We start from the raw sequence: 26390 nt of genomic DNA on the forward strand, positions 1-26390 counted from the left end.
ATTCAACAATGATCCCCAGCGCGGGTGGTCGCAGCGTCTCGCGACGGCCGCGACCACGCTTGCGCTCAGCTGGACTTCAATACTCGTGCCAAGGCAGCGTCGAGAATGCCCAGTGCTTCATCGATCTGCTGCTCGGTGGTCACCAGGGGGGCCAGGAAACGCAGGACGTTGCGGTACACGCCGCACTTGATCACCAGCAGGCCGCCGATGCGCGCCTGATCGATGACCTTCTGGTTAAGATCGGCGTCCGGACTGCGTGCCGCGTCATTCTTGACCAGCTCCATGGCGAGCATGAAACCCGTGCCGCGCACGTCACCAATACACGCGTAACGTTCTTTGAGCGCAAGCAGACCCGCACGCAGACGTTCGCCCAACTGCTCGCCGCGTGCCAGCAGGTTTTCCTGCTCGTACGTGTCGATCACCGCCAGCGCAGCGGCGCACGACAGCGCATTACCGCCGTAGGTGCCGCCCAGGCCGCCCGGAAGCGGTGCGTCCATGATCTCGGCACGCCCGACCACGCCCGACAGCGGCATGCCGCCCGCGAGGCTCTTGGCCACGGTCACCAGATCAGGCTGGATACCCGAATGCTCGAAGCCGAACCATTTGCCGGTCCGCCCGAAACCGGACTGGATTTCATCGACAATCAGCACGATGCCGTGTTGCTCGGTCAGCGCACGCAAGGCCTTCATGAACTCCACCGGCGCAGTCAGGAAGCCGCCATCGCCCTGCATCGGCTCGATCAGAATCGCCGCCACACGCTCCGGTGCGACCTGAGTGGCCAACAGCTCGTGCAACGCCGCCAGCGCGACTTCGCTGGTCACGCCGCGATACTCGTTCGGGTACGGCGTGTGGAACACTTCGGGAGCCATCGGGCCGAAATTCTGTTTGTACGGCTGGCTCATGCCGGTCAGCGTGGTGCCAAGCAGCGTACGGCCATGAAAACCGCCGCGGAACGAGATGATTGCCGGGCGATTGGTGTGGGCGCGGGCGATTTTCACCGCGTTTTCGACCGCTTCGGCGCCGGAGGTGAAAAGCACGGCCTTGTGATCGATGCCGCTCTGGCCCGCGATGAGATGGCTCAGGCGTTTGGCCAGGTCCAGATAGGGCTGATAGGACGCCACCTGAAAGCAGGCGTGGGTGACTTTGGTCAGTTGCGCCTGAATCGCCGCGACCACGTTCGGGTGGTTGTGGCCGATGTTCAACACGCCGATACCGCCGACGAAATCCAGATAGCGCTTGCCATCGACGTCCCACAATTCAGAACCCTGTGCCCGGTCGATGACCAGCGGGTGGGCCGTGACAATCCCGCGCGGCACGAACTGATCGCGCTGGCGGAGCAGATGAGGGGTTTCGTCGACTTTGCTGTTCATGGTTATACCTGTCGTGGGCCAGGCAGCCGGCGGGGTGGCTGCGATGCTGTTCAGGTTAAGCGTTCAGCGAAATGATCTACGCCGAACTTGCCCCCTCAGATGTCCATATCGACTGTTTTTCGCCTTGCAAACGGCAGATTCCTTCATGCCCGCAAATCGCCATGCAATCTGCCGGGCAGCGGCGCTTTTCGGACATTGGAGAGGCCAGGAAGCAGGCGTTTCGACAGATCCTGCTTTGCATTTGCGGCATGATGGGGCTCCCCTTTCATGCTCAGGAAATGCCCATGCCCGCCCTGCTCTACAAAGCCGATCCCGCACGTGCCGAACGATGGCGCGTCCTGTTTGCCGAGCACGCGCCGGACATTGAATGGAGGGTATGGCCGGACATCGGCGACCCGGCCGACATCCACTATCTGGGTGCCTGGCTGGCGCCCGATGATCTGCAGGAGCTGCTGCCCAACCTGAAAGTGCTGTTCGCCCTCTCGGCAGGTGTGGACCAGCTGGACCTGAGCCGTATTCCGAAATCGCTGCCGGTGGTGCGTCTGCTGGACCCCGGTATCAGTCACGGGATGTGTGAGTACGCAACCTTTGCCGTGCTGAGCCTGCACCGGGAAATGCTGCGTTATCGGCAGCAGCAGGTTGAAGGCGTCTGGAAAGCCCACCCGCTGATACCGGCAAGGCAACGTCGAGTGGGCGTGATGGGGCTTGGGTTGCAGGCGCAGCATATTCTGTCGAGCCTCAAACCGTTCGGTTTCCAACTGTCGGGCTGGGCGCGCAGCGAGCATCGAATCGACGCTGTCGAGTGCTATGCCGGGGAAGGGCAACTGCAAGCCTTTCTGGGGCAGTGCGACATTTTGCTGTGTGTACTGCCGCTGACCGGGCAGACCGAAGGCATCCTTAATCGTCAGCTTTTCGAACAATTGCCCAAGGGTGCCGCGCTGATCAATATGGGTCGTGGCGGGCATCTGGTGGAAGCGGACTTGCTGGAAGCGCTGGACAGCGGCCAACTCAGCGCTGCGGTACTGGATGTGCTGCAGCAGGAACCGGCGGCAGCCGACCATCCGTTCTGGACCCACCCGAAGATCCTGCTGACCCCGCATGTGGCGGCCATGACCCAGCCGGAAAGCGCCTTTCCTGGCCTGCTCGATAACATTCGCCGTTTTGAGCGTGGTGAAGCGATGCAGGGGCAGGTGGATCGCGGCCAGGGTTACTGATGCGTTGGATTATCGTTCCCCACGCTGGAGCGTGAGGAACGATAATCTCAACTATCGTGCCGACGCTCCGCGTTGGTACGCCGTTCTGAACGCTACAACCCGCCCACATGAAACGCCTTCACTTCCAGGTATTCATCCAGTCCGTAGCTGGAGCCTTCGCGGCCCAGGCCGGATTGTTTGATGCCGCCGAACGGGGCGACTTCCATGGAGATGATGCCGGTGTTGAGTCCGACCATGCCGAACTCCAGCGCCTCGCCGAAACGCCATGAGCGACGCAGGTCCTGGGTGAAGTAATACGCACCCAGGCCATAAGGCGTGGCGTTGGCCAGTGCCAGCGCTTCGGCTTCATCTGTGAAGCGCATCAGCGGCGCGACCGGGCCGAAGGTTTCTTCGTTGGCCAGCAGCATGCCCGCGTGGGTATCGCCCAGTACCGTGGGCTGGACGAACTGGCTGGTGCCGTCGGGAGAGCCGCCGTGCAGCAGTTTCGCCCCCTGGCTCAGCGCATCGTCGATATGCCGGGCGACTTTGCTGACCGCTGCCGGGTTGATCAGCGGGCCTATGGTCACGCCCTCTTCCAGGCCGTTGCCGACCTTGAGCTTGGCGACCTCTTCCACCAGCCGCGCAGCGAAACGGTCGTAGATGCCGTTTTGCACCAGAATCCGGTTGGCGCACACGCAGGTCTGCCCGGCGTTGCGGAATTTGCTGAGCATGATGCCCGTCACCGCCTGTTCCAGGTCCGCGTCGTCAAACACGATGAAGGGCGCGTTGCCGCCCAGTTCAAGGCTCAGACGCTTGATGTGTTCGGCGCTCTGGCGCATCAGCAGACGGCCGACCGGCGTCGAACCGGTGAAGGAAATCTTGCGCACCACCGGGTTGCCGGTCAGTTCTTCGCCAATCCCGGTGGGCATGCCAGTGATGACATTGAACACCCCGGCAGGAATGCCCACGCGTTCGGCCAGCACCGCCAGCGCCAGGGCTGACAAGGGCGTGAGGTCAGATGGCTTGACGATGATCGGGCACCCTGCGGCCAAGGCTGGCGCACACTTGCGGGTGATCATGGCGTTGGGGAAATTCCACGGCGTGATCGCGGCGCAGACACCCACCGGCTGCTTGAGGGTCATCAAGCGACGGTCTGCGCTGGGGGCGGGAATGGTTTCACCGTACGAGCGACGCGCCTCTTCGGCGAACCATTTGACGAAGCTGGCACCGTAGCGGATCTCGCCGCGCGACTCGTTCAGCGGCTTGCCCTGCTCAAGGGTCATGATCAGCGCCAGGTCTTCGACGTTGTCGAGCATTGCCTGATGCCAGCGCTCCAGCAGCGCCGCGCGTTCGGCCGCGGGACGCGCGCGCCAGGCAGGCCAGACGCGATCGGCCGCTTCGATGGCACGCCGGGTTTCGACGCCCTGCAGGGCCGGCACCTGCGCCAGCGCCTCGCCGGTGGCCGGGTCGCTGATGGTCAGGGTTGCACCATCGTCAGCGCTGATCCATTGCCCATCGACGTAGGCGCGGTCTACCAGCAGGCTGGGGTCTTTCAACTGATTCTTGAGCATGATCGAGTCCTGTTCCGGGATGACTGCCAGTCTAGGCAGACGCCACAGTCCAGGATGCTGAAAGCAGGATAACGGCAGCGTCCGATGCTGAAATTTGCCTGCGGACGGCAGCCTCTACTGCTTCAATGACCCCAGCAGGCTCTGCAGAAACCGCTCGCCCGCGTCCATCTGGCTCTCGTCGATAAACTCGTCCGGCTTGTGTGCCTGCTTGATGGAGCCTGGCCCGCAGACCACCACCGGCACATTCAGGCGCCCGGCGAACAGGCCGCCCTCGGTGCCATAAGAGACCTTGATGTGCTGTGTGCCCGGTTCGGCAAATGCATGCAGCATGCGCACTGCTTCAACGCTTGGGTGTGTCTCCAGTGCCGGGTACTCGTTCATCACTTCGATTTCGATAGCGGCCACGCCCGACAATTGTTTCGCTTCGCGTACCAGCACTTCGGCGCGCTCGCGCAGTTGCTCTAGCAGCACGTCGGGATTGTCGCCCGGCAGGTTGCGGAACTCGAATTCCATGGTGCACAGGTTGGGCACGATGTTCAGCGCCTTGCCGCCATCGATACGGCCAATGTGCACGGTGCTGTAGGGAATGTCGTAGCCCTCGTCACGCGCGCCCTGCTGTTCGATCTGCTTCTGGCTGTTGCGCAGCTCGGCGATGAAATCGCTGGCCAGATGAATCGCGTTGACCGCTCTTGGGGCCAGCGAGGAATGCGCTTCCTGGCCTCGACAGAAGGTGCGATAGGACGCCTTGCCCTTGTGACCGACAGCGAACTGCATCAGGGTCGGCTCGCCAACCACGCACAGGAACGGGCGTACCGGTGCCAGATGCAGGACGTCGAGCAGACGCCGCACACCGACACAGCCGATCTCTTCGTCGTGGGACAGCGCCAATTGCAGCGGGCGCATCAGGGGCATGTCCGCGGCATTGAGCATCGCGTCGATAGCCAGGGCGATAAAGCCCTTCATGTCGCAGGTGCCACGGCCGTAGATGCGCCCGTCACGCAGGGTGGCCTGAAATGGCGGCATCGTCCACGCCTGACCGGCCGCAGGAACCACGTCGGTGTGGCCGGACAGCAGCACGCCGGGTACATCACGCGGGCCGGTGCTGGCGAACAGGTTGGCCTTCTTGCCGGTCTCGTCCTTGACGATCAGCGACTCGATGCCTTTGCTGGCCAACAGTTCACGGACGTATTCGATCAGCGCCATGTTCGGCTCCGACGACACGGTGTCGAAGGCGATCAGGCGCTTGAGGATTTCCAGTACGCGTGGGCTCATGAGGCTTTACTCGTCTGTTCAGTGAGGTTGTCCACAAGGCTGACATCAAACCGGCGAATGTCGAACGGGCTGATCGAGGTGCTGGTCGCGCCGGTGCTGATCAGCTCAGCCATCATGTCGCCCACGCCCGGACCGAGCTGGAAGCCGTGGCCGCAGAAGCCGAACGCATAGAACAGGCCGTCGACCTTGCCGCTGCGACCCATCACCGGCAGGGAATCCGGCGTGTAGCCTTCGATGCCGCTCCACACGCGGATGATGTTCAGGTTGCCGACGCCGGGCAACAGGCGACGCATTTGCTGCACCTGATTGATGATGCTGCGCGGCTCGACGTAGGCGCGGCGGTTGATCATGTCCGGCTTGCTGCGAAAACCACCACCGATGACGATGTTGCCGCGTGCGATCTGCCGGAAGTAGATCACCTCGTGAGGGATTTTGGTGAACACGCCGATCACTGTCGGCAGTGCATACGGCACCGGCTCGGTCACGGCCATCTGCGGACCGTGGGTGTCCAGCGGCACGGATTCGCCAAACTGCGTGGAGAGTTTCTGTCCCCAGGCGCCAGCGGTGATCAGCAACTGATCGGCGGTGAATATGCGCCCGTCAGTGGTGGTGACTTCGAATTCGTGACCGACCTTTTCCACATGGGCCACTTCGGTACGCTCTTCGATCCGCGCCCCGGCCCGAATCGCCGCGCGGGCGAAAGCCGGTGCTGCCAGACGCGGGTTGGCGTGGCCATCGTGTGGCGCGTAGGAGCCGCCCTTCACGTCCGGCCCGAGAAACGGAAAGCGCTCGTGCAGCGCTTTCCCGCTATAGATTTTCAGGTCCAGCTCACGGGCTTCCGGGGCCGCTGCGTAGGCTTCCAGTTCGGCGATTTCGTCCTCGCGATAGCAGACGCGCATGTGGCCGCTGGGCAGGAATTCCAGGTCTTCACCGATCAGCTCCGGCAGCCGCTGCCATAACGCTCTGGAACGGTTGGCGAGTTCCAGCTGGCCAAGATGCCGCCCCTGACGGCGCACGTTGCCGAAGTTCACGCCGCTGGCGTACTGGCCGATCACGTCGCGCTCCAACAGCGTCACCGACTTGCCGCGCTGGCGCAGAAAGAAGGCTGACGCCGAGCCCATGAAGCCACCGCCGACAATCAGCACATCGACTCTCGGCTGCCTCATGACACCACCTCGTCGATCAGCATCGACAACGGTTTGACCGGCGCCTGACCCCGCTGGCGACCGACCTGTTCGACCGGCACACCGGCTTCGGCCGCGATCACCTCGGCCCCGGCCTGCGAGCAGTAGCGGCCTTGGCAGCGGCCCATGCCGACGCGACTGAAAGCCTTGGCGCGATTGACTTCGCAGGCTCCCTTTTCACGTACGACGCCGCGCAACTCACCGGCGCTGATCATCTCGCAGCGGCAGACAATGGCGTCATCGGGCAAGGCAGCGGCCTGGGCCGCAGGCCACGGAAACGCCTCGGCCAGCCCGACCCGAAAGCGATCCACTGCCACCAGGCTCTTGCGTACTTCTTCCTGACGCGAGTTATCCACAGGTCGCCCGAGGTCCTCCAGCAGTGCCATCGCCACCAGTCGACCGGCCTGTTCGGCGGCATCGGCGCCACGAATCTTCGCGCCGTCACCTGCGGCGTAAAAACCTTTGACCGAAGTACGCCCCTCTTCATCAACTGCCAGCACCCATTGCCCGGACGCTTCGTCGAAGCGTAACTGGCAGCCGGCCAGATCAGCCAGCTGGGTTTCCGGACGCAGGTGGTAACCCAGCGCCAGAGCATCGCAATCGACGTTCAGCGAGGTGCCATTGGCCAGCTTCACGCGCACGCCGACCACGCCGTCCTGTTCGCTGCCGATGATTTCCTCGGGCTGCACGCCCAGATGCACCGGCACCCCGGCGCTGTACAGTTGGCCCAGCAGTTTCATGCCGTTGAACAGCAGACCGGGACGCGCCAGCAATTTGGGCATCGCGCTGACGCGTTTGCCGAACGGTGAGGTGTCGAGCACCGCAGCGACATCGGCACCGGCTTTGACGTACTGGCTGGCGACTAGGTACAGCAGCGGGCCGCTGCCCATGAACACCACGCGACTGCCAATCGAGACTGATTGCGACTTGAGCGCAATCTGCGAGCCGCCGAGGCTGTAGGTGCCTGCCAGCTGCCAGCCCTTGATCGGCATCAGGCGGTCGGTGGCCCCGGCACACAGGATCAGTGCGTCGTATTCGACCACGGTGTGCACGCCCTGACTGGCGCAGCACAGTTCGCCGTGGGTCAGGTTCCAGGCCAGCGTGTCGGGGCGATAGTCGATCTGCGTGCGCAGGCGATCGAAGCTTTCATGCAGGTCACGCGCCTTGGCCGCCTCGGTGCCATACAGCGCTGAATAATCGCGCTTGAAGCCCTCTGGCTGACGGCGATAGATCTGCCCGCCGTCACGCCGGTTTTCGTCGATCAAAATCGGTTTGATGCCTGCAGCCAGCAAGGTTTCGGCGCAACGGGTGCCTGCCGGGCCGGCGCCGATGATGACGACTCTGGGGCTGCCGGGGTTGCGAACGTCTAACCGTGAAGAAGTGGCCATTTCGCCTCCGGTTGGGTGGTGACGATGTCGAGTCCGTCGCGGACCTCGTTGGAGCAGGCGCGCAGCCGCTCGCCGCTGCGGGTCCAGACCCAGCAATCCTGGCAGGCGCCCATCAGGCAGAAACCTGCACGGCGCCCGGTGTCGAACTCGGACTGGCGTAATGTGGCCTTGCGGGTCAGCAACGCCACCATCAGGGTATCGCCCTGCAATGCCTCGATGGGCGCGCCATCGACCATCAGGCTCACGACCGGGCGTTCGCGTTCGCCCAGTCTCACAAAACGGCCATTCATGCGTAAGCTCCGACGGTTTCAGGGTTCAGGTTTTCTTGCACGGCCTGCAGCTCGTCGCTGTCGCGGTGGCAAAGGATCTCGCTGCCACCTGCGATCAGGCGACGACCCGGCGCGGTCTTGTTGCACAGGCCTTCGATGCGGGCCGGGCAGCGATTGAGGAAGGTGCACAGCTCCGGATTGTTGGCCGGTGCGCTGATGGGCGGCAGCTTGCCGCTGGTCACACCGCAGGTTTCCAGCCAGCCCTGACGCAATTCCGGCACCGAATGCACCAGCAGATCGGTGTAAGGATGGAACGGCACTCGACTGAAGGCTTCGCGGCTGCCCTCTTCGACCTTGTGGCCGCTGTACATCACCACGATGTCGTCGCACAGCGCGCGAACGGTGGAGATGTCGTGGCTGATGAACAGGTAGGAAACCCCCAGCTTGCGGCGCAGTTCGCCGAGCAGTTCGAGGATGCATGCACCGACCACGGTATCCAGCGCCGAGGTCACTTCATCACAGAGGATCAGGTCCGGCTTGGCCGCCAGGGCGCGGGCCAGGTTGACGCGCTGTTTCTGCCCGCCCGAGAGTTCGTTGGGACGCCGCTCGGCCAGCTCGCGAGGCAGGCGCACCAGGTCCATCAGCTCATCGATGCGCTCGCGCAGGGCCTTGCCCTTCAGGCCGAAATACATCTTCAGCGGGCGGGCCAGAATCGCGCTGATGCTGTGCATCGGGTTGAGCGCGGTATCGGCGTTCTGAAACACCATCTGGATGCGCCGGAACTGTTCTTCGGTACGACCTGCCAGGGTGCCGGACAAGTCGGCACCGTCGAACGTCAGGCTGCCATGCGCCGGGTCCAGAAGACCGGCGACCACACGGGCCAGCGTCGATTTGCCCGAGCCCGACTCACCGATCACGCCGATGGCCTGACCACGGCGGATGGTCAGGTCGATGTCTTCCAGCACGCGAATCATCGGCATGCCTTGCAGGTCTTTTTTGCCATACCCCGCCGTCAGGCCTTTGATGGTCAGCAGCGTGCTGTCCTTGACCACTTCGCTGGCCGGACTCAGTACTTTATCCGGACGCGCCGCCGCCAGCAGGCTGCGGCTGTAGGCATCCGCCGGACCTTTGAGCAGCTCGGCGGTGCTGCTCTGTTCGATGATCCGCCCGCCATTGAGCACCACGATCTGATCGGCCATCTGCGCCACCACCGCAAGGTCGTGGGAGACATAGACTGCCGTGGCACCCCGGTCGCGGACGACTCGCTTGAATGCACGCAGCACGTCGATCTGCGTGGTGACGTCCAGTGCGGTGGTCGGCTCGTCGAGGATCACCAGCAACGGATCACTGATCAGCGCCATGGCCGCCATGACGCGCTGCAACTGGCCACCCGAGACCTGATGCGGGTAACGCCGGCCGATGCTTTCCGGATTGGGTAGGGCCAGGTCGCGGAATAGCTCGACAGCCTTGGCTTCCAGTTCCGCGCGGCTGCCCAGACCATGAATCAGCGCACCTTCGATCACCTGATCGATCAGCTTTTTCGCCGGGTTGAAGGCGGCTGCGGCGCTTTGTGCAATGTAGGAAACGCGGTTGCCACGCAGGCCCTGCAATTGGCTTTCGGGCAGGCTGAGCATGTCGTGCTCGCCCACTTGAACCACCCCGCCAGCCAGCTTGCAACCGCGTCGGGCGTAACCGAGCAGGGCCAGCGCGATGGTGGTCTTGCCGGAGCCCGACTCGCCGATCAGTGCCAGCACTTCACCTTTTTCCAGCGAGAAGCTGACGCCTTTGACGATCTCCAGCTCGCCATGGTCGCCCTCGGCAACCACACGCAGGTCTTGCACACGAATCAACTGGCTCATCTCAATGCCCTCCCGAACGACGGCCGCGCCGCGAGGCCAGCCGGTCGATGAACAGGTTGACGCCGATGGTCAGGGTGCCGATGGCCAGTGCCGGGATCACGATGGCCGGAGCGCCCTGGCTGAGGCCGCCGATGTTCTCGCGTACCAGCGAGCCAAGGTCGGCGTCAGGCGGCTGTACACCGAGTCCCAGAAAGCTCATGCCGCTGAGCAGCAAGACGATGAAGCCGAAGCGCAGGCCCAGGTCGGTCATGACCGGGTTGAGCATGTTCGGCAGGATTTCCCGGCAGGCAATGTAGATAAGGCCCTCGCCGCGTGTGCGCGCCACTTGCACGTACTCCAGCGCCTCGATGTTCACCGCCAGGCTGCGGGCGATCCGAAACGCGCCTGGCGTGTAGCTCAGTACCGCCGTGCAGATGAGCAACACTTCGGACGAGCCGAACGCCGAGACCATGATCAGTGCCAGCATTTTGCTGGGGATCGAGATGAACGCGTCCATCAGGCGGCTGATGATTTCGTCCAGCCATTTTGGCGCGATCACCGACAGCAGCGCACACAGGGTGCCGATGCCGCTGGCCAGCACGGCAGAAATCAATGCCAGACCGACGGTGAAGCGCGCACCGACCAGCACGCGGCTGAGCATGTCACGGCCCAGGTAATCAGTGCCGAACGGGTAGGCTGCGCTCATGTTTTCGAACATGTTGTCGGAGACCACTTCGCCCACCGGATGCGGCGCGAGCCAGGGGCCGAACAGGGCGACCATCAACCAGATGAAGCACACCGTAGCGCCCAGCAGGCCAAGCCATGAGGTCGGACGGGACGCCTTTTTGCGAAGCACCGGTTGCGGCGCCGCAGGCGTCGATTTCGCAATGAATTGAGTCATTGGGTTCTCAGCCTCGGATTGGAAAGAATTGCACACAGGTCGGCCATCAGCACCAACCCAAGGTAAGCGGAGCAGAACAGCATCGTGCAGCCCTGCACCAGGGCCATGTCACGGTTGGTCACGGCATCGACCATCAGGCTGGCGATGCCGGGATAGTTGAAGATGGTCTCGACGATAACCACCCCGCCGAGCAGGTACGACAGGCTCAGTGCCACGGCGTTGACGATCGGCCCGATGGCGTTCGGCAAGGCATGGCGCAAGACGATGCGCACCGGGCTGACGCCCTTGAGGCGCGCCATTTCCACATACGGGCTGTCCAGCTGGTCGATGACCGCAGCGCGGGTCATGCGCGCCATCTGCGCCACGATCACGCAACACAGGGTCATCACCGGCAATGCATACGTGCGCATGAACTGCCACGGCGAGCTGACATCGGCGCCGTAGGACAGCGCGGACAGCCAGCCCAGGTTGACGGCGAAAATCAGCACCGCCAGCGTCGCCACCAGAAACTCGGGCACCGCGACCAGTGACAGGGTGATGAAATTCAGCGCGCCATCGAGGCGACCGCCACGGCCCATTGCGGCGCCGATGCCCAGTGCCAGCGCGACCGGCACCGATACCAGCGCGGTGGTGGCCGACAGCATCAGGGTTTTCGGGAAGCGTCCGGCAATCAGCTCGGAAACCGGCATCGCGTTGGAGACCGATTCGCCGAGGTTGCCGCCGAGTAGGTTGGTCAACCAATGCAGATAACGCACCACACCTGGCTGATCGAGACCCAGTTGGGTACGCAATGCCGCGACCTGTTCAGGCGTCGCGAATTGCCCAAGGGCCTGTTGCGCTGCGTCTCCGGGCAACACTGCCGTGATGGCGAAGACCACGATGGAAACGATCAACAACGTCACGATCGCCGCGCCGAAGCGCTGCACGATCAACCAGAGTGTGTTGCTATTCATCTGCATCCTCCTGCTCGGTTCAGCGTTGCATTTATGCGTCCAGCCACACCTGCTCGCTGAACATGTAGCCCATGAAGCCGCCCAGCGGGTTGCTGGAGTAGCCCTGGATACGCTTGTCCACACCGTCGATATTGCTGATGAACACGGGGATGCCGATGCCGCAGTTCTGGCTCACCAGCGCCTGCATGTCGCCATACATTTTGGCGCGCTTGGCGTCGTCGGTTTCGCCACGGGCCAGCAACAGCAACTGGTCGAACTGGTCGTTTTTCCAGCCGGATTCATTCCACGGCGCGGTGGACTGGAAGAACTGCGAGAAAATCACGTCTGCGTTGGGGCGCGGGTTGATGTTGCCGAAGCTCAGCGGGTGTTTCATCCAGTGGTTGGACCAGTAGCCGTCGCTTGGCAAACGGTTGACGTTGAGGGTCAGCCCGGCCTGTTTGGCGGACTGTTGCAGCAGCACGGCGATGTCCACCGAACCCGTGGCAGCAGGCGATGCCGCGACGGCCATGGTGATCTTTTCCATGCCGGCTTTCTTGAGCAGGAATTTGGCTTTTTCCGGGTCGTAGGCGCGCTGTGGCAGGTCGGCGTTGAAGTAGCGCGAGCCTGGCGAGATCGGATGGTCATTACCCACGCGCGCGTAGCCACGGAACACCGCCGATTTGACCTGTTCACGGTCCAGCAGGTACTTCATGGCCTCGGTGAATTCCGGGCTCTTGCCGGGCATCTGGTCCTGACGAATGATCAGGTCGGTGTAGTTGCCGGACGGTGCATCGACCACGCGGTGTTTGGCGCTGGCGGCAATGCGTGTGGTGGAGCGCGGATTGACCTCGTTGATCATGTGTACGTCGCCGGAAAGCAGCGCGTTGACCCGCGATGGCTCGTCGCTGATGGCGATGAATTCGATCTCGTCCAGGTACGGCAGGCCCGGCTTCCAGTAGTTGGGGTTGCGTGCACTGACCGAGCGCACGCCAGGGTTGAATTCCTTGACGGTGAACGGCCCGGTGCCGATGCCTTTGCTGAAGTCGGTGGTGCCTTCGGGCACGATCAGCAGGTGCGAAACGGCGAGGATCGACGGCAATTCGGCGTTTGGCGAGCTGAGGGTGATCTGCACTTCCAGCGGGCCGGTGGCCTTGATCTCGGAAAACTGTGCCATCAGTGGCAGGACTTTCGAGCCGGTGGCCGGGTCCTTGTGGCGCGACAGGGAGAACACCACGTCGCCAGCGGTCAGCGCCTTGCCGTTGTGGAAGGTCACGCCCTGGCGCAGGGTCACGGTCCAGACGGTCGCGTTGTCGCTTTCGATCTTCTCGGCCAGCTCCATGTGCGGCACCAGATGGCTGTCGAAACGGGTCAGGCCGTTGTAGAACATGAAATGACGCACGTAGTCGGTAGACAGCGCGCCTTTGGCCGGATCCAGCGTGTCGGCGGTAGAACTGGACATGCCGGCAACGCGAATGCGGCCGCCCGGCTTGCCTTTGACAGGGGCATCCGCGTCGTCGGCAAAGACCTTGCCGGCCGCGCCGAACAGGCTGGTGGAGCCCGCCGCAACCACACCTGCAACACCCAGCATGCGCAACGCATCGCGCCGCGACAGGCCACGATTGAGACCTTCGAAAACCCGCAGGCTGTCTTGGCCTGTGATCAACGCGGAGTCGGTTTTGTTATCAGCCATATCAGTTCTACCTGTCGAAAAGGGGAAATTCCGAATTGCTCACGGTTGGCCGGAGCGTCCTTCAAACACACACGACGACGGTCAAACAAACACTCAGTGGCGGCTGTCCTGGTAGCGGTAATACGCGCCTACCAGCGGCAGAAACCATGGCTTGCCGAAGTGGCCGGGAATGGCTGGCCAGCTCAGGTCCTTCCACGGATTGGCCTGTGCCTTGCCTTCCATGACTTCGGCCATCATCCGCCCCATGTGCACTGACATCTGTACACCGTGGCCGCTGTAACCCATCGAGTAGAAGACCCCGTTGTGTTCGCCTGCACGCGGCAGACGGTCCGAGGTCATGTCCACCAGTCCGCCCCAGCAGTAGTCGACCTTGACGTGTGCCAGTTGCGGAAACATCTGCACCATGGCCGCCTGCAGCACCTTGCCGCTCTTGGCGTCGGAGCTGCTGTTGGACATGGCGAAGCGCGCCCGCCCGCCGAACAGCAGGCGGTTGTCCGGCGTGAGGCGGAAATAGTTGCCGATCAAACGGCTGGTCACGTAAGCGCGCTGGTGGGGGAACAGTTGGTCGATCAGCGCTTGCGGCAACACTTCAGTGACGATGACGAAACTGCCGACCGGCACGATGCGCCGGCGATACCAGCCCAGTCCGCCATGCTGGCAGGCACCGGTCGCCAGCAGCAGCTGGCCGGCCTGGATCGAGCCCTTCGAGGTGTTGACCACAAAGCCGCCACGGTTGGCCTTCCAGTCCTTTACCGTTGCGTTCTGATAGACCCTTGCGCCATGACGCACCGCCGCGTCGGCGAGACCCAGACCGAAACGTCCGACATGCATCTGTATGCCGTTGCGCTGCAGAAGGCCGCCGTGAAACTCGTTCGAATCGATTTCGGCGCGCACGTCCTGGGCGGACAGCAGCTCGACGTCAGCATCGACTTCACGGCGGATCAGCTCGCAGGTGCGCGCCAGTCCTTCGTAATGCCCTGGCTTGGCCGCCAGCTTGAGCTTGCCGTTACGCTTGATGTCGCAGGTGATGTTTTCCTGCTCGATCACGGTCACGACGCTCTGCACCGCACTTTCGTAAGCCTTGTAATACTCGCGTGCCTGATCGGCACCCAGGGTTGCGCTCAGCGACGCATAGTCCTGGGCCACGCCGGTATTGCACTGTCCCCCGTTGCGGCCCGACGCTTCGCCGATCACCCGGCCTGCTTCCAGAACCACCACGCTGGCACCTTTCAAGGCCAATGCACGCGCCGCCGCAAGGCCGGTGAAACCGCCACCGACCACTACCACGTCAGCCTGCCCCTCCACTGCGCCGTCCTGCGCGCCGGTAAAGCCTGGAGCCGTATCGAGCCAGTAAGACTCACTGCGCATCTCGTTCCCCTTGTCACTCATCGAAGAGCACCTTGAAAAATGCCGGTGTCAGGCGCCGGGCCTGGCTTACAAGCCGACCAGCCCGGCCAGTCCGCCGATATCGGGAATCTGGTGGTATTCGAAGCTGCTGTTGGCTGGCTGCTCATGACCACGCGCCACGAATGCCTTGTTCCTGATCTTCATGTCATGCGCCGAGAACAGGTCGTAACGGAAGCTCGAGGACACATGCAAGATGTCTTCCGGGCCGCAACCCAGGTTGTCGAGCATGAACTCGAAAGCAGCCAGACGCGGTTTGTAGGCCTTGGCCTGTTCAGCGGTGAACACCTTGTGGAACGGCGCGCCGAGCTTTTCGACGTTGGACATGATCTGGCTGTCGCTGGCGTTGGAGAAAATCACCAGCGGGATCTTGTCGGCGATTTTCGACAGGCCGGCGGGCACATCGGCGTGCGGGCCCCAGGTCGGCACGGCGTCGTAATACAGTTGGCCTTCTTCGCGGTATTCAACGTTCCAGCGCTTGCAGGTGCGAGCCAGTGCGACCTTGAGGATTTCGTCGTACGGCATCCAGTCACCCATGACCTGATCCAGACGATACGCCGAAAAATCCTTGACGAACTGATCCATCTGTTCAGCCGCAACGCGGTCGGCAAACAGCTCGCGCGTCATGGTGCCCATGTGGAAATTGGTCAAGGTGCCGTAGCAGTCGAACGTAATGAATTTTGGTCGAAGAAAGCTCATTGTGTGCGGTCCTGAAAGTTCGTTGAGGTCATGGCATGACGAGCAATCCGGCCTGATGTTCAGGGGCGGTGATGCACGCTGCAGCACAACCTCATTACAACACCGTGAAATCAGCAGATGGCGTTAAAAGTGATGGCTGCTTGATAGAAACCACCGTTTTGAGGTGCGCGCTCAGCAGACTTTGCGGGGCGCTCCAGCCTTGGGCAGAGCCCGGTTTTCGGCGCTTTTATGACCCTTTTCAGGGCGCTCGGGCTCAAACCCGCGGGTTTGCGCCGCAGAAACTGCGCCGCGACAGCGCTTGGCGGGCGACAAACTCCGAGCCCTATATAAAAGGCTTGAACACGGGGTGAAAACCCTAAGCATTTGCTGCCGGAGGCCGCGCCGATTTAAGCAGTAACTGTGGTCTGGCGAACGGCACTTCGTGGAATCTGCCGAATGCGTGCAGCCCTCTTGTCACCGTCCGCAGCAGGTGGGATACAACATGCCTGACGCATCCTTTTATTGCCTGTGCATCCTTCTGGACGGAGACACGTCATGCTCGCTCAGCAACGCCTCGATTTTGAATTTCGCCCCATGACCGCAGCCGACGTCGGCAACGCGCACGAGTTATCCATCGCCTTGAAGTGGCCGCATCGGCTTGAGGACTGGGCCATGCTGCAACGTGTCGCCCAAGGCTTTGTCGCGGTACACAACGGGCGGTTGATCGGCAGTGCCTTTGCCTGCCATCAGGGCGAGTTTTCTACCATTGGTCTGGTGATTGTCAGCGACGAATATCAGGGCAAGGGCATTGGTCGCAAGTTGATGGAGCTGGCCGTCGGCTGCGTCGCGCCCCGCACGGCGGTCCTCAACGCCACACTGGCGGGTGCGCCGCTCTACGCGAAGATGGGGTTTGTCAGTTTTGGCGAGATCCAGCAGCGTCAGGGGCAGGCACAACCGACCGGCACCACCGAATTGAAGGCACAGGAACGTTGCCGGGGGCTGAGCGAGGCTGACCACCCTCGCGTGCTGGAACTGGCCAACGCCGGTTCGGGCATGGACCGCTCGGTGACGCTGGGCGATGTGCTGAACAACCTTGAGCACGCCGTCGGCATCGAGCACGACGGCCAGTTACAGGCCTTTGCTCTGCTGCGCCCGTTCGGCCGTGGCCTGTGCCTCGGCCCTGTCGTCGCCCAGAGCGTCGACCAGGCCAAACACATGATCGGAGAACTGCTGGCCCGCGTGCCTTATGCCTTCGTGCGTATCGACATCCCGACCGACAGCGGCCTGGCCGACTGGCTGGAGGACGCCGGCCTCAAGCGCGTCGATAGCGTGACCTGCATGAGCATGGGCGCAGTCCCGCAAGCCAGTCAGGGTGTGCGCCAGTTTGCGCTGATTACCCAGGCGATCGGCTGATCGCCCGGAAGAACATCATCGTGCCAATGCTCTGCGTTGGCATGCAGTTCTGGACGCTCTGCGTCCGGTCTTGAGCATGTGAAGCAGAGCGTCACGAAAGGCATTACCACGCAGAGCGTGGGAACGATCAGCCACTCTTCAACTTCAGGAGCCCGACTCAATGCCCCACCCCACAGTCCTGCTATTGGCCCGCGCTGACCTCAGCCCGGTAGACACCGAATTCACCACCGGCCCCATTGATGCGCATGACCCGTTCGACAGTGGCCGCCGCACGGCATTTGTCGATGAACAGGGTATTGCGGCCGGCCTCGTTCACTTCGGCATGTCACTGTCCTTGGCAGCCTACCCCTACACCGAAATGCTGGTGATGCATCGCGGGTCCGCCACTCTGACCTCCGGCACCGAGAGCATCATGATCAAGACCGGCGAAAGTGCCGTGATCGGGCGCGGCACTCAAGTACGTATCGAAGCGCAACCGGACAGCCTCTGGGCGTTCTGCGCGTCCACCCAGGCCAGCGGGCCAGACAAACCCGGCATCACCGCGCTCGACCGCCTCGCCATGCTCACGCCGTCGTCACCGCCAGACCCGGCGATCATGATCAGCGCGCTGCCGCAGTGCCGCAGCAACAACCTGTTTGAAGACACCGCAAGCACTTTGCGCATCGGCGTCTGGGACTCCACACCCTACGAGCGCATCTCGCGGCCGCACAAGATCCATGAACTGATGAACCTGATCGAAGGCAGCGTAGTGTTGAGCCTGGAAAACGGCCCGAGCCTGAGTGTGAATACCGGCGATACCGTATTCGTCGCCCAGGGCGCGCCCTGCAAATGGACCAGCACGGGGTATGTGCGCAAGTTTTATGCGGTGACGTGAAGAAAGTTATTGCGCCCTTCAGCCTTGTAGGGCGCAATATACTTACATGTTTAGCTCTCGCCAGCGCAGTTAATCCAATGCAGCGCTAAAAGACAAGAATTAAAAATTTCTTTCGCCAATGCACGAAGAATCAGAAGTTTCCTACTTGCCTTCCGTGTCGCTTGTGTTAAAAAACAATAACTAATTTCAGTAAGTTAAAATTTGCTCCTGACGGGCCCATCAAGGCAGTCATGCGCTTTATGCATCGCTTAACCTTTATCTATCATGTTGACGGGAGATACTTTATCTGACCGACGCATTCACTGTGCGCACGACTTACTAACCCTCCGCGACACGCTATAAGCTGAACGATCCGTATGGGCACGAACGACCGCTACCCCGTTTCGTCTCGCGTTTACCTTATTCAAAATCAATATGAAATTACTCATGTAACTTAAGGATTATTCCCTATGAAAACCAACAAGACCTTATTGGCTTCCCTTGCTTTTGCAACACTGTGCACCAGCGTTACGGCGCAAGCGGGACCCCCGGTCACTGTGACGTTCAAGAATCTTGGAACGGAGGTGGCGGAGTATAAGCCGGTCACTCGCAACGAAATGTCGACTCGGCTTAATGCCAGAACGGCTATTGCTCCGAAAGTCCAAATTGGAGATTCAAATGTTTACTCGGTGCAAAGCACTCTCTCGCCGGATACCAGCTACGCCAGTGTTCGCTACGTCATGGGTTCCAAGGTTTGCGTATTCTCGACCACCTTCATAAAGCTTCCCGGTGCAGGCGGGGCCAAGGTGCCGAAATGGAACCGGACTGCAAACTCTGAAGGCGGCGCAGTCTGCGCGGCGACGTCTCGCGCCACCAATCTCTCCACCTACGCGTGGGCTGCTGAATTCACCATGAAATAAGCCCCCGGAGCGTGCGTGTCGCATTTTGATACGCACGCTTTTCAGCGGAAAACTAAAGCGGTGTCTGGCTGGGCCGATATAAAGAGGGAATATAAAGCCATGGATTGGCCTCTGCCGCGAGGACGCAGCATGATTGATACAACATCCCTCACACACCTCACCCATAAAACTGCACTAACGACTGTCGAGAAAAGCACCTCCGCCACGACTTTAAACTCCAGCCTGAAAGAACTTGATTCTGCATCTGCTATTGACGGTGTCACCTTCTCGACATTGTCCCGTCAATTAAGTAGTAGTGCCGCACGAGCTCAAGCTCGCGACAGCAGTCTTGACTTCAAAAGCCTGAGGTCCCTGGCAAACAGTATTAGTGACAAAATTGCAGGCAACAGCTATCACGCCAATAGGAAACTGCACGACGCAGAGATTCCGGATACGGACGACCCTGCGCGGCTCGAAAGAGCGAGGCAGGCGACTTCGTTCAAGAATGGATCAGGCACCAACCCGTTCGCAGGCTTATCTCAGGATCAATTGAGGTTGGTTATGTATGACGAAAGTGGCGACTTCACCATTAATGAGAGAAGCGCGGCTTCGTCCGAAAACCATGTTCAACAGGAAAGCTGGAACAGGGCGATGTGTAAACGCTATACCGACGAATACAATGAAACCGGCAAAAGCACGCAAACACTGGTGATGCTTCTCGCCCACTATGACCAGCTGCCACCCATAGAAAAAGCCCAGTATCCCGCCAACTACGCCGCCAACATTACATCGGGGGACAGCTCGGCGATGGACATTTTCAACGCGCTGAAAAGCCAGTCAGATATTCAGGAGGCTTGATTGCAAGACATGAAGAATCGCCGTAACGCTTCCGAGAACTTGAGTGTCGACGAGGAAGACACAATTGCGCGTGCTCAGCGCCGCAAGTCAAGGAGTGCTCCGACGTTCCAGCACTATCTATTGATGGTGCTTTTACTGATGGGGCTGTGCGCTTACGGCCTGTTTCATTACCGGCATTTGCCGAAAACAATCGATGCCGCGCCTGCGCTATCTTCTGCTTTCGTCGATGCCGACGCTTCAGCCGTTGCTCCGCTACCACTACACGAGACGCCGGGCCGCCCCCAAACACTGTCTGAGTGCATGGGACCGGATAATCTCATCGACGAAACAGTCGCTACCTGTCGATTTGGCAAAGGCCAAGAGACAGTTCGAAATTCAACCGCACAGGGCATGGTGTCTGCGAGCTATATGAGCCACTACAAGGCACAACAGCAAAGGCCGCAGCCAAGGCTCGCAGCGGCGCAATTCGTTGAGTCGGCCGTTGTGTGGCAGTGGGACAGGAAGCGCACCTATCACGCTGAATGGATCGTTACAGATGCTCAAATCGACGGCACCAGCGTGTGCCACAACTGGCGTAGAGGCTCAATCGAATACCGGGAGTGTCGCAAGGGTGCCAAGGTGTATTTCAAGGAGCAGTGCAAGCGTCTCGCTGAATCCGCCACTCGCCAACGCTATTGCAGTGCGGCGAGCGGGTTTAATCCGTTGGGCTGAGCTGCGGCCACAGCTTTACTCAGGGTTCAGACCCAGCACGTAGAACTTGCTGTCCACCGCAATTAGCGGAAAGCTCGCAGGCAGATCCTCCTTTGCGATCTCCTGGAAACCGTGCTTCTCATAAAATCTATGTGCGGCGAGAAATTTGTCGGTTGTACCCAGAAACACTTCGGTCACGCCTTTGCGAGTCGACTCTTCGATCAAACGGTCCAGCAGCTTGGCTGCAATCGAGAACTCTTTGCCGCGAAACGGCGCGGCGACGAACATCTTGCGCAGCGCTGCCTGCCCTGAGCCGATGTCCTTGAGCGCGATGCTGCCGACGACGTGATCACCTTGCACCGCGACCCAGAAATCGCCGGTGCCGGTCTGGTAAAACTCTGGAATCGCCTTCAGATCAGGCTGATCCTCGGCGGTGATGGGGATACCGAATTCTTCACGCTGGATGGGCAGGATCAATGCCGACACACCTTGCTCATCGTTCGGCACAAAACGACGTACCTGAATTCCGGTCGCTGTCACAAGCCACCTCCTTGTCATCGTCACAAATGGAAATCAGTATTCCAGACAAGCAAACGCCCCGACAAGTCGAGGCGTCTTCATGAGCATTTCCGGGGGCGCATTTGGGAACGTACTCGAAGATGTTTAATTACAACATGGCTTCGGCGACCTCGCGGTTACGACGGTTGCCGTTGAATCAGGCGATCAGTCTTGCCCCTCCACCACTCGGGGTGGACAACTCCCGACCGCTGCGATTGAGCTGATCACTGGCCTAATGCGCTGTGGCCGAAGCAATAGCCATATGGGCAGAATTTTCGACGCATGAACGGCACAGGCTGGGCCATCCATCACGCGGTCAAACGTCGCGGACGTGCGGGCTCACAATGTTAATCGAGTCACATGGAGAGAGAATTGATACTCCGGTGTGCAGCGAAATTGACGGTTTGGGTACACAGGCTAAACAATGCAGACCTGCATTACTTTGCTCCGGCAGTCCTGCCGCTGCGCAAGAGGTGCTGAGCGGATTTGGGATTTGATTGTTTTACCAAGGAAAGGGTTTATGGCTGAAGTAAAGAAAATACCTTATTACACGATGAAACGGTCTATTTTTCGTGGCAAAGTATGGAAAAAAAATGATGGCCTAGAAGGTGCTGTCCCCATCAATACTTCACAAAAAATCTCCTATGATCGTTGCGCGCCTGGTCAAGTAGTCTTAAAGCCCACAGAGCGCAGTAAAGAGCAACTCATAGCGCAAAAAACAGAAGCGGAAGGTAAGAGATCGCTTACTGAAGTTAAAAGTAATAAACCATCCTCCGGGGAAACCAAACCCTCAAAGCCCTATACGTTAGAGAGCGATGCGGAAGATAAGGAAAAGCTTCCAAAGTTCGATCTTCAGGATGTTCCTTTGGCTATGGACAAAATAGGTTGGCCGACAGCTGCCAAAATCGCCAGACGGTGGTTCGCTAACCCTAAGCATATCTACAATGACCAACCCAATTCAGTTCAACCCATTGATGACACAACAGTGACATTAAAATGGGCTTTGAAGTATGGAAGCGTAGCAGAAAAATTTAATGAATTGGTTGAAGAAAAAATTTACTCTGAAAAAGCAATTGCAGGTGCTAAACAAAAAATCCTCAAGCATGTAAAAAATAAATTCGATGATTCTAGTTCGGCAGCAAATCTTTCCTTTGATACGTCTCCTTGGATAAGGGATATCAGGCAGTTTCATATTGACTGGCAAATTCAATTTCAGGCAATATCAACACGTAACACTCTTGACGGCCTGAGTTTAACTGATCTCACTGCCACGCTCGGAAATTTTAATATCTATGCTGCTATTGGCATGGTTGAAGTTGCTGTGGAAAAATTCTACAGATATGACGATAAAGGCAGAACCAAAACTTTTTGCGCTGAAGCTACGGCGACCATCACTAGTGTGTATACCTACCTGAAAGATAACTATTCCTTTAACGACAAAAATGATGGCAATAGTCAATATCTGGGGCACTGGAACAAAAATGACATGATTCTTTCCTACTCTGCTGTTGTCAGTGATCTTGTTGACGGTAAGAAAATTCATACTAATATGGGTAGTGCCCCTATAGCTGAAACTAAAGTCAATTGGGACTATTTGCCTGGCGGGCAGATTGACAAGCCAGTAGATAAGAGAACAGGTGTTGTCAGAAAATTTATGGAGAAAGATGTTTACTGGCCTGTGTACAATAGCTCTTATAGTGAGTGGAGAGAAAAGCATGGTCGAGGTGGCGATTTTATGATTTACAGCAGACCTGAAATACATAAACTAAAAAAGCATATTATCATAAAGCTGGATACATTATGCAAACCCCCAGAACCCATGTAAGAAAAATGTACCTCAGGTCTTTTTTCTTCTTTATTTTCATGCTGACTGCTTTGGTTATTTACTCCGCTGCATTCAACGTGCTAGACAGCACTGACTGCCAAAGCTACAACCACACCAAAGAATTAAACGGAGGCACAAAAAACTTTGACAATAAGACGTTTGTGATAAGCATTTGCGGAGTCGGAGTAAACAATAGCCTTTTTAATGGCGATGGCATGGAGAGGGTCCGGTTGACTATTTTCGACGATCAAGGCGAGCTATTAGCCAGAAGGTACTATAGGGTCTTTTGGGACGGCCAGCCCGGACATGAGCCGCTTAAGGTTTCTGAAAACAGTATCACCTATCAAGACGACAAGGAGCAGAAAGACCACGCAATCACTATGCCTCCTACACGCTTGGAATGGATTCGCGCAAGGCTTCCCCTATAATTTTGGTCTTCATACGAATGGGCTTATTACGGATTTTAGAAAAGCCCTGATGCAGTGGAAGCGCTCATTGATAAGTATTTAGCCAGAGACTATACAAGCCCTCTGGCTGGGTCTGAGGTAAAGGGCGTAAAGTTTGATTTATTAAAGTGCCTTGATCTCTACCACAGTAAAAAATTCAATGCTCTGGTAAAGAATATTTTAATAAAACCGGGCCACACACATAGGCAAGATAATAAATGACAGATGCCAACGCTGACATTTCCACGCAGGTTGTGCGGACGCTATTCAATCGTCGGTTCGCAATCTGAAAGGGCCTACATCAAGTACTCAATTCCAGGACCAAAAAAAACCGCCTGATGAAGGCGGTTTTTTAAAGAGGCTAATTAAAGCTTCTTACAACTTCGGACCCGCAGCCTTGATGGCGTCGCTCACGTCGAACTTCTTGAAGTTCTCCACGAACAGGCCAGCCAGTGCTTTTGCTGCTTCGTCGTAGGCGGCTTTGTCAGCCCAGGTGTTACGTGGGTTGAGCAGGCCGGTATCGACGCCGGGTACCGACTTCGGTACGTCGAGGTTGATGGTGTCGAGGTGCTCGGTTTCGGCACCGATCAGTGCGCCGCTCTGGATCGCTGCGATCACGCCACGGGTGGTCGGGATGTTGAAGCGCTTGCCGACGCCGTAGCCACCGCCGGTCCAGCCGGTGTTGACCAGGTAGACCTTGGATTTGAAGCCACGGATGCGCTTGATCAGCAGTTCTGCGTATTCGCCAGCCGGACGCGGGAAGAACGGTGCGCCGAAGCAGGTGGAGAAGGTGGACTTGATGCCCGAACCCGAACCCATTTCAGTCGAGCCGACCAGTGCGGTGTAACCCGACAGGAAGTGGTAGGCGGCCTGTTCTTCGCTGAGGATCGACACAGGCGGCAGTACGCCGGTCAGGTCGCAGGTCAGGAAGATAACGGCGTTCGGCTCGCCACCGAGGTTTTTCGGTGCGCGTTTTTCGATCAGTTCGCGCGGGTAGGCCGCACGGCTGTTCTGGGTCAGGCTGCTGTCGGCGTAATCGGCTTTTTTGGTAACCGGGTCGAGTACGACGTTTTCCAGTACCGCGCCGTGCTGGATGGCTTTCCAGATGACCGGCTCGTTCTTCTCGGACAGGTCGATGCACTTGGCATAGCAACCGCCTTCGATGTTGAACACCACGCCTTCGCCCCAGCCGTGTTCGTCGTCACCGATCAGGTAACGGCTTTCGTCGGCGGACAGGGTGGTTTTGCCGGTGCCGGACAGGCCGAAGAACAGGGTTACATCGCCCTCTTCGCCCATGTTGGCTGCGCAGTGCATCGGCAGAACGTCGGAAGCCGGGAGCAGGAAGTTCTGCACCGAGAACATGGCTTTCTTCATTTCGCCGGCATAACGCATGCCTGCGATCAGTACCTTGCGGGCTGCGAAGTTGATGATCACGGTGCCGTCGGAGTTGGTGCCGTCACGCTCAGGGTCGCAAACGAACCATGGCGCGTTCTGGATTTCCCACTCGTCCTTGCCAGCCGGGTTGTACTGTTCAGGGTTGATGAACAGGCAACGGCCGAACAGATTGTGCCACGCAGTCTCGGTGGTCATCTTGACGGGCAGGTAGTGCGCAGGATCGGAGCCTACATGAACATGGGAAACGAAGCGCTCGCGCTCGGCGAGGTACGCACCGACACGGTTCCACAGGGCGTCGAATTTCTCGGCCGGGAACTTGCGGTTGATCGGGCCCCAGGCGATGGCGTCCTGAGTGCTCGGCTCTTCAACGATGAAACGATCGACCGGCGAACGGCCAGTACGATGGCCTGTCTCCACAACCAGTGCGCCAGTATCGGAAAGTACGCCTTCTTTGCGGGCAAGGGCTTCCTTGACCAGTTCGTCGGTGCTCAGATCGGTGTACACAGCGTTGTTGGTTTGCGTCATGAGGTTCCCCGTCGGCCTGTGGCCGAGTGCTCCAAACGGTTTTGTAGTAAAAAAACAACCACTACTACAGCGTAAAAGTGGGCCGGATTATGCCAGAAATGCCCGGAAATGGTAGGACCCTCCTGTCAGAACAGCATTACAGGGGCCCACACCGTATTCTGAGGCCCTTTACGCGATGATTAATGGCGCGTGTCAGATGGCGAATCGACACCGCCGCCAGCAAACAGCTGCGCGACGTCAGTGGCATCGAACAGATAGCGTTCGTTGCAGAACTGGCAGTCGATCTCGATCGTGCCGTTGTGCTCGATAACCAATTGCTGCGCGTCCTCCAGCCCGAGACTGACCAGCGCATTGGCAGATCGTTCGCGAGAGCAACTGCAACGGAAGCAGATCGGTTGAATATCGAACAGGCGAACCGGGTCTTCGTGAAACAGGCGATGCAGGATGGTCTGGTTATCCAGACTCAGCATTTCTTCGGCCGTGAGGGTGTTGGCCAGGGTGATGACATGCTCCCAGTTGGCATCACGCTCTTCAGCGTCGGTGATCTGCGCGGCGGGCAATTGTTGCAGCAGCAAGCCACGCGCACGGTGACTGTCAGCCTTGAGCCAGAAACGCGAACCCAACTGCTCGGACATCACGAAATAGTTGGAGAGGCTTTCCGACAAGTCGACCCCGTCCAGCGCCACGATGCCCTGATAACGCTGGCCCTGGCGCGGGTCGACGGTCAGCGCCAGCGATCCGTCAGGCATCATGTCCTGAAGGCCCGCGCCGGGGTTGATCAGCGATTCGTCGTAGCGAGCGATGCCACGCAACTCACGCTCGCTGGAGCACTCGACCATCAGCAATGGCACTGCGCCGCTGGAGCGAGCCTGCAGGATCAACAGGCCGTCGAATTTGAGGGTGCCGACGAGCAGCGCAGCCGCCGCCATCAGTTCGCCGAGCAACTGCGCGACCGGCTCCGGATAGGGATGCTTGGCGAGCACTTCGGCGTAACTGCGCTCCAGAGCGACCAGTTCTCCGCGAACGTCGCTTTCGTCGAAGATGAAGCGCTGGGTGAAATCGATGTCCGGGAAATCATGCATAGGTAGGAAAGGTATCTGAAGTAATGACAATGGATGGCACGCGGCTGAGCAAACGCCGTCCGGCACTCGAAAGCGCCGTGGGCCATGCGGATTGACCGGCATTTTAGGAGCTATCCGGTGCGCTTCCAAGCTGGATGGCACTTCGGACTGATAGCC

General features: G+C 59.3%; 23 protein-coding genes and 1 pseudogene. 9 read left to right on the forward strand and 15 right to left on the reverse strand.

Annotation, left to right across the window (positions count from 1 at the left end; genetic code table 11):
* Nucleotides 1–65 precede the first annotated feature (65 nt).
* A complete protein-coding gene (gabT, locus tag AO388_RS04175) occupies nucleotides 66–1370 on the reverse strand; it encodes a 4-aminobutyrate--2-oxoglutarate transaminase (RefSeq protein ID WP_054082330.1) in 1305 nt (434 codons plus the stop codon).
* A 284-nt stretch (nucleotides 1371–1654) separates the two neighbouring features.
* On the opposite strand from gabT, the gene AO388_RS04180 reads away from it, so the two are divergent.
* The gene (locus AO388_RS04180) at nucleotides 1655–2584 is read left to right on the forward strand and encodes a 2-hydroxyacid dehydrogenase (RefSeq protein WP_044310401.1); all 930 of its coding nucleotides are present in this window, start codon (nucleotides 1655–1657) and stop codon (nucleotides 2582–2584) included.
* Between the two features lie 92 nt (nucleotides 2585–2676).
* Here the strand turns inward: AO388_RS04180 and AO388_RS04185 are convergent, their stop codons facing one another.
* From AO388_RS04185 to AO388_RS04235, 11 genes are all read right to left on the reverse strand, one after another.
* Nucleotides 2677–4134, reverse strand: a complete 1458-nt coding sequence (locus AO388_RS04185) for an NAD-dependent succinate-semialdehyde dehydrogenase (RefSeq protein ID WP_003367599.1) — start codon at nucleotides 4132–4134, stop codon at nucleotides 2677–2679.
* A 114-nt stretch (nucleotides 4135–4248) separates the two neighbouring features.
* A complete protein-coding gene (gene argE, locus AO388_RS04190) occupies nucleotides 4249–5406 on the reverse strand; it encodes an acetylornithine deacetylase (RefSeq protein WP_058416100.1) in 1158 nt (385 codons plus the stop codon).
* A complete protein-coding gene (locus AO388_RS04195) occupies nucleotides 5403–6572 on the reverse strand; it encodes an NAD(P)/FAD-dependent oxidoreductase (RefSeq protein WP_058416101.1) in 1170 nt (389 codons plus the stop codon). Before AO388_RS04195 ends, argE begins: the two co-directional genes overlap by 4 nt.
* Nucleotides 6569–7978: an FAD/NAD(P)-dependent oxidoreductase gene (locus AO388_RS04200; protein WP_058416102.1), complete on the reverse strand. Its 1410-nt coding sequence runs from the start codon at nucleotides 7976–7978 to the stop codon at nucleotides 6569–6571. The genes AO388_RS04195 and AO388_RS04200 overlap by 4 nt, the downstream gene beginning before the upstream one ends.
* The gene (locus AO388_RS04205; RefSeq protein ID WP_003367589.1) at nucleotides 7957–8268 is read right to left on the reverse strand and encodes a (2Fe-2S)-binding protein; all 312 of its coding nucleotides are present in this window, start codon (nucleotides 8266–8268) and stop codon (nucleotides 7957–7959) included. The genes AO388_RS04200 and AO388_RS04205 overlap by 22 nt, the downstream gene beginning before the upstream one ends.
* Nucleotides 8265–10106 (reverse strand): ABC transporter ATP-binding protein, encoded by a 1842-nt coding sequence (locus AO388_RS04210; protein ID WP_003435054.1) that lies wholly within the window; start codon nucleotides 10104–10106, stop codon nucleotides 8265–8267. Before AO388_RS04210 ends, AO388_RS04205 begins: the two co-directional genes overlap by 4 nt.
* A gap of 1 nt (nucleotide 10107) precedes the next feature.
* On the reverse strand, nucleotides 10108–10986 hold the full coding sequence (locus AO388_RS04215; protein ID WP_058416103.1) for an ABC transporter permease: 879 nt from the start codon (nucleotides 10984–10986) through the stop codon (nucleotides 10108–10110).
* Entirely contained in the window at nucleotides 10983–11939 is a 957-nt protein-coding gene (locus AO388_RS04220) for an ABC transporter permease (protein ID WP_003367584.1), read from the reverse strand. The genes AO388_RS04215 and AO388_RS04220 overlap by 4 nt, the downstream gene beginning before the upstream one ends.
* Before the next feature lie 31 nt (nucleotides 11940–11970).
* Complete coding sequence (locus AO388_RS04225; RefSeq protein WP_003435048.1) at nucleotides 11971–13608, reverse strand: ABC transporter substrate-binding protein; 1638 nt, start codon at nucleotides 13606–13608, stop codon at nucleotides 11971–11973.
* Nucleotides 13609–13701: 93 nt separating this feature from the next.
* Nucleotides 13702–14976 carry an NAD(P)/FAD-dependent oxidoreductase gene (locus tag AO388_RS04230; protein WP_058416130.1) on the reverse strand — a complete coding sequence of 425 codons (1275 nt, stop codon included), beginning with the start codon at nucleotides 14974–14976 and terminating at the stop codon, nucleotides 13702–13704.
* Nucleotides 14977–15042: 66 nt separating this feature from the next.
* Nucleotides 15043–15711: a haloacid dehalogenase type II gene (locus AO388_RS04235; RefSeq protein WP_003367579.1), complete on the reverse strand. Its 669-nt coding sequence runs from the start codon at nucleotides 15709–15711 to the stop codon at nucleotides 15043–15045.
* A 534-nt stretch (nucleotides 15712–16245) separates the two neighbouring features.
* Between AO388_RS04235 and AO388_RS04240 the strand changes: the two genes are divergently transcribed.
* The 5 genes from AO388_RS04240 to AO388_RS04260 all read left to right on the forward strand — a co-directional run bounded on the left by AO388_RS04240 (nucleotide 16246) and on the right by AO388_RS04260 (nucleotide 20424).
* Nucleotides 16246–17103, forward strand: coding sequence for a GNAT family N-acetyltransferase (locus AO388_RS04240; RefSeq protein ID WP_003367578.1), 858 nt, complete (start codon nucleotides 16246–16248; stop codon nucleotides 17101–17103).
* A 160-nt stretch (nucleotides 17104–17263) separates the two neighbouring features.
* Nucleotides 17264–17977 (forward strand): cupin domain-containing protein, encoded by a 714-nt coding sequence (locus AO388_RS04245; RefSeq protein WP_058416104.1) that lies wholly within the window; start codon nucleotides 17264–17266, stop codon nucleotides 17975–17977.
* Between the two features lie 449 nt (nucleotides 17978–18426).
* On the forward strand, nucleotides 18427–18876 hold the full coding sequence (locus tag AO388_RS04250) for a hypothetical protein (RefSeq protein WP_044295756.1): 450 nt from the start codon (nucleotides 18427–18429) through the stop codon (nucleotides 18874–18876).
* Nucleotides 18877–19005: 129 nt separating this feature from the next.
* Nucleotides 19006–19713, forward strand: a complete 708-nt coding sequence (locus AO388_RS04255; protein ID WP_058397905.1) for a hypothetical protein — start codon at nucleotides 19006–19008, stop codon at nucleotides 19711–19713.
* Nucleotides 19714–19851: 138 nt separating this feature from the next.
* Entirely contained in the window at nucleotides 19852–20424 is a 573-nt protein-coding gene (locus tag AO388_RS04260) for a hypothetical protein (RefSeq protein ID WP_054078464.1), read from the forward strand.
* 15 nt (nucleotides 20425–20439) lie between these two features.
* Here AO388_RS04260 and AO388_RS04265 read toward each other — a convergent pair whose 3' ends face one another.
* The gene (locus AO388_RS04265; RefSeq protein WP_058416105.1) at nucleotides 20440–20943 is read right to left on the reverse strand and encodes a GNAT family N-acetyltransferase; all 504 of its coding nucleotides are present in this window, start codon (nucleotides 20941–20943) and stop codon (nucleotides 20440–20442) included.
* Nucleotides 20944–21481: 538 nt separating this feature from the next.
* Here AO388_RS04265 and AO388_RS04270 point away from each other — a divergent pair.
* The 3 genes and pseudogenes from AO388_RS04270 to AO388_RS26750 all read left to right on the forward strand — a co-directional run.
* Entirely contained in the window at nucleotides 21482–22786 is a 1305-nt protein-coding gene (locus AO388_RS04270) for a DUF6402 family protein (RefSeq protein WP_058416106.1), read from the forward strand.
* A complete protein-coding gene (locus tag AO388_RS04275; protein ID WP_058416107.1) occupies nucleotides 22762–23214 on the forward strand; it encodes a hypothetical protein in 453 nt (150 codons plus the stop codon). The genes AO388_RS04270 and AO388_RS04275 overlap by 25 nt, the downstream gene beginning before the upstream one ends.
* A 45-nt stretch (nucleotides 23215–23259) precedes the next feature.
* Nucleotides 23260–23454, forward strand: a pseudogene (locus AO388_RS26750) (T6SS amidase immunity protein Tai4 family protein); the annotation flags it as partial.
* 153 nt (nucleotides 23455–23607) lie between these two features.
* Here AO388_RS26750 and AO388_RS04280 read toward each other — a convergent pair.
* Together AO388_RS04280 and hslO are read right to left on the reverse strand one after the other, a co-directional pair.
* Nucleotides 23608–25152, reverse strand: a complete 1545-nt coding sequence (locus AO388_RS04280) for a phosphoenolpyruvate carboxykinase (protein WP_003367573.1) — start codon at nucleotides 25150–25152, stop codon at nucleotides 23608–23610.
* A gap of 179 nt (nucleotides 25153–25331) precedes the next feature.
* Nucleotides 25332–26234 carry an Hsp33 family molecular chaperone HslO gene (gene hslO / locus AO388_RS04285; protein ID WP_003367572.1) on the reverse strand — a complete coding sequence of 301 codons (903 nt, stop codon included), beginning with the start codon at nucleotides 26232–26234 and terminating at the stop codon, nucleotides 25332–25334.
* Nucleotides 26235–26390: the final 156 nt, after the last annotated feature.

It is taken from the genome of Pseudomonas sp. ICMP 10191, from assembly GCF_001467335.1.
Lineage (GTDB): Bacteria > Pseudomonadota > Gammaproteobacteria > Pseudomonadales > Pseudomonadaceae > Aquipseudomonas > Aquipseudomonas cerasi.

Bases quoted from the DNA above. Each gene is read 5' to 3' on its own strand.
- gabT (WP_054082330.1), bottom strand. From the start codon at position 1,370: ATGAACAGCAAAGTCGACGAAACCCCTCATCTGCTCCGCCAGCGCGAT.
- AO388_RS04180 (WP_044310401.1), top strand. From the start codon at position 1,655: ATGCCCGCCCTGCTCTACAAAGCCGATCCCGCACGTGCCGAACGATGG.
- AO388_RS04185 (WP_003367599.1), bottom strand. From the start codon at position 4,134: ATGCTCAAGAATCAGTTGAAAGACCCCAGCCTGCTGGTAGACCGCGCC.
- argE (WP_058416100.1), bottom strand. From the start codon at position 5,406: ATGAGCCCACGCGTACTGGAAATCCTCAAGCGCCTGATCGCCTTCGAC.
- AO388_RS04195 (WP_058416101.1), bottom strand. From the start codon at position 6,572: ATGAGGCAGCCGAGAGTCGATGTGCTGATTGTCGGCGGTGGCTTCATG.
- AO388_RS04200 (WP_058416102.1), bottom strand. From the start codon at position 7,978: ATGGCCACTTCTTCACGGTTAGACGTTCGCAACCCCGGCAGCCCCAGA.
- AO388_RS04205 (WP_003367589.1), bottom strand. From the start codon at position 8,268: ATGAATGGCCGTTTTGTGAGACTGGGCGAACGCGAACGCCCGGTCGTG.
- AO388_RS04210 (WP_003435054.1), bottom strand. From the start codon at position 10,106: ATGAGCCAGTTGATTCGTGTGCAAGACCTGCGTGTGGTTGCCGAGGGC.
- AO388_RS04215 (WP_058416103.1), bottom strand. From the start codon at position 10,986: ATGACTCAATTCATTGCGAAATCGACGCCTGCGGCGCCGCAACCGGTG.
- AO388_RS04220 (WP_003367584.1), bottom strand. From the start codon at position 11,939: ATGAATAGCAACACACTCTGGTTGATCGTGCAGCGCTTCGGCGCGGCG.
- AO388_RS04225 (WP_003435048.1), bottom strand. From the start codon at position 13,608: ATGGCTGATAACAAAACCGACTCCGCGTTGATCACAGGCCAAGACAGC.
- AO388_RS04230 (WP_058416130.1), bottom strand. From the start codon at position 14,976: ATGCGCAGTGAGTCTTACTGGCTCGATACGGCTCCAGGCTTTACCGGC.
- AO388_RS04235 (WP_003367579.1), bottom strand. From the start codon at position 15,711: ATGAGCTTTCTTCGACCAAAATTCATTACGTTCGACTGCTACGGCACC.
- AO388_RS04240 (WP_003367578.1), top strand. From the start codon at position 16,246: ATGCTCGCTCAGCAACGCCTCGATTTTGAATTTCGCCCCATGACCGCA.
- AO388_RS04245 (WP_058416104.1), top strand. From the start codon at position 17,264: ATGCCCCACCCCACAGTCCTGCTATTGGCCCGCGCTGACCTCAGCCCG.
- AO388_RS04250 (WP_044295756.1), top strand. From the start codon at position 18,427: ATGAAAACCAACAAGACCTTATTGGCTTCCCTTGCTTTTGCAACACTG.
- AO388_RS04255 (WP_058397905.1), top strand. From the start codon at position 19,006: ATGATTGATACAACATCCCTCACACACCTCACCCATAAAACTGCACTA.
- AO388_RS04260 (WP_054078464.1), top strand. From the start codon at position 19,852: ATGGGGCTGTGCGCTTACGGCCTGTTTCATTACCGGCATTTGCCGAAA.
- AO388_RS04270 (WP_058416106.1), top strand. From the start codon at position 21,482: ATGGCTGAAGTAAAGAAAATACCTTATTACACGATGAAACGGTCTATT.
- AO388_RS04275 (WP_058416107.1), top strand. From the start codon at position 22,762: ATGCAAACCCCCAGAACCCATGTAAGAAAAATGTACCTCAGGTCTTTT.
- AO388_RS04280 (WP_003367573.1), bottom strand. From the start codon at position 25,152: ATGACGCAAACCAACAACGCTGTGTACACCGATCTGAGCACCGACGAA.
- hslO (WP_003367572.1), bottom strand. From the start codon at position 26,234: ATGCATGATTTCCCGGACATCGATTTCACCCAGCGCTTCATCTTCGAC.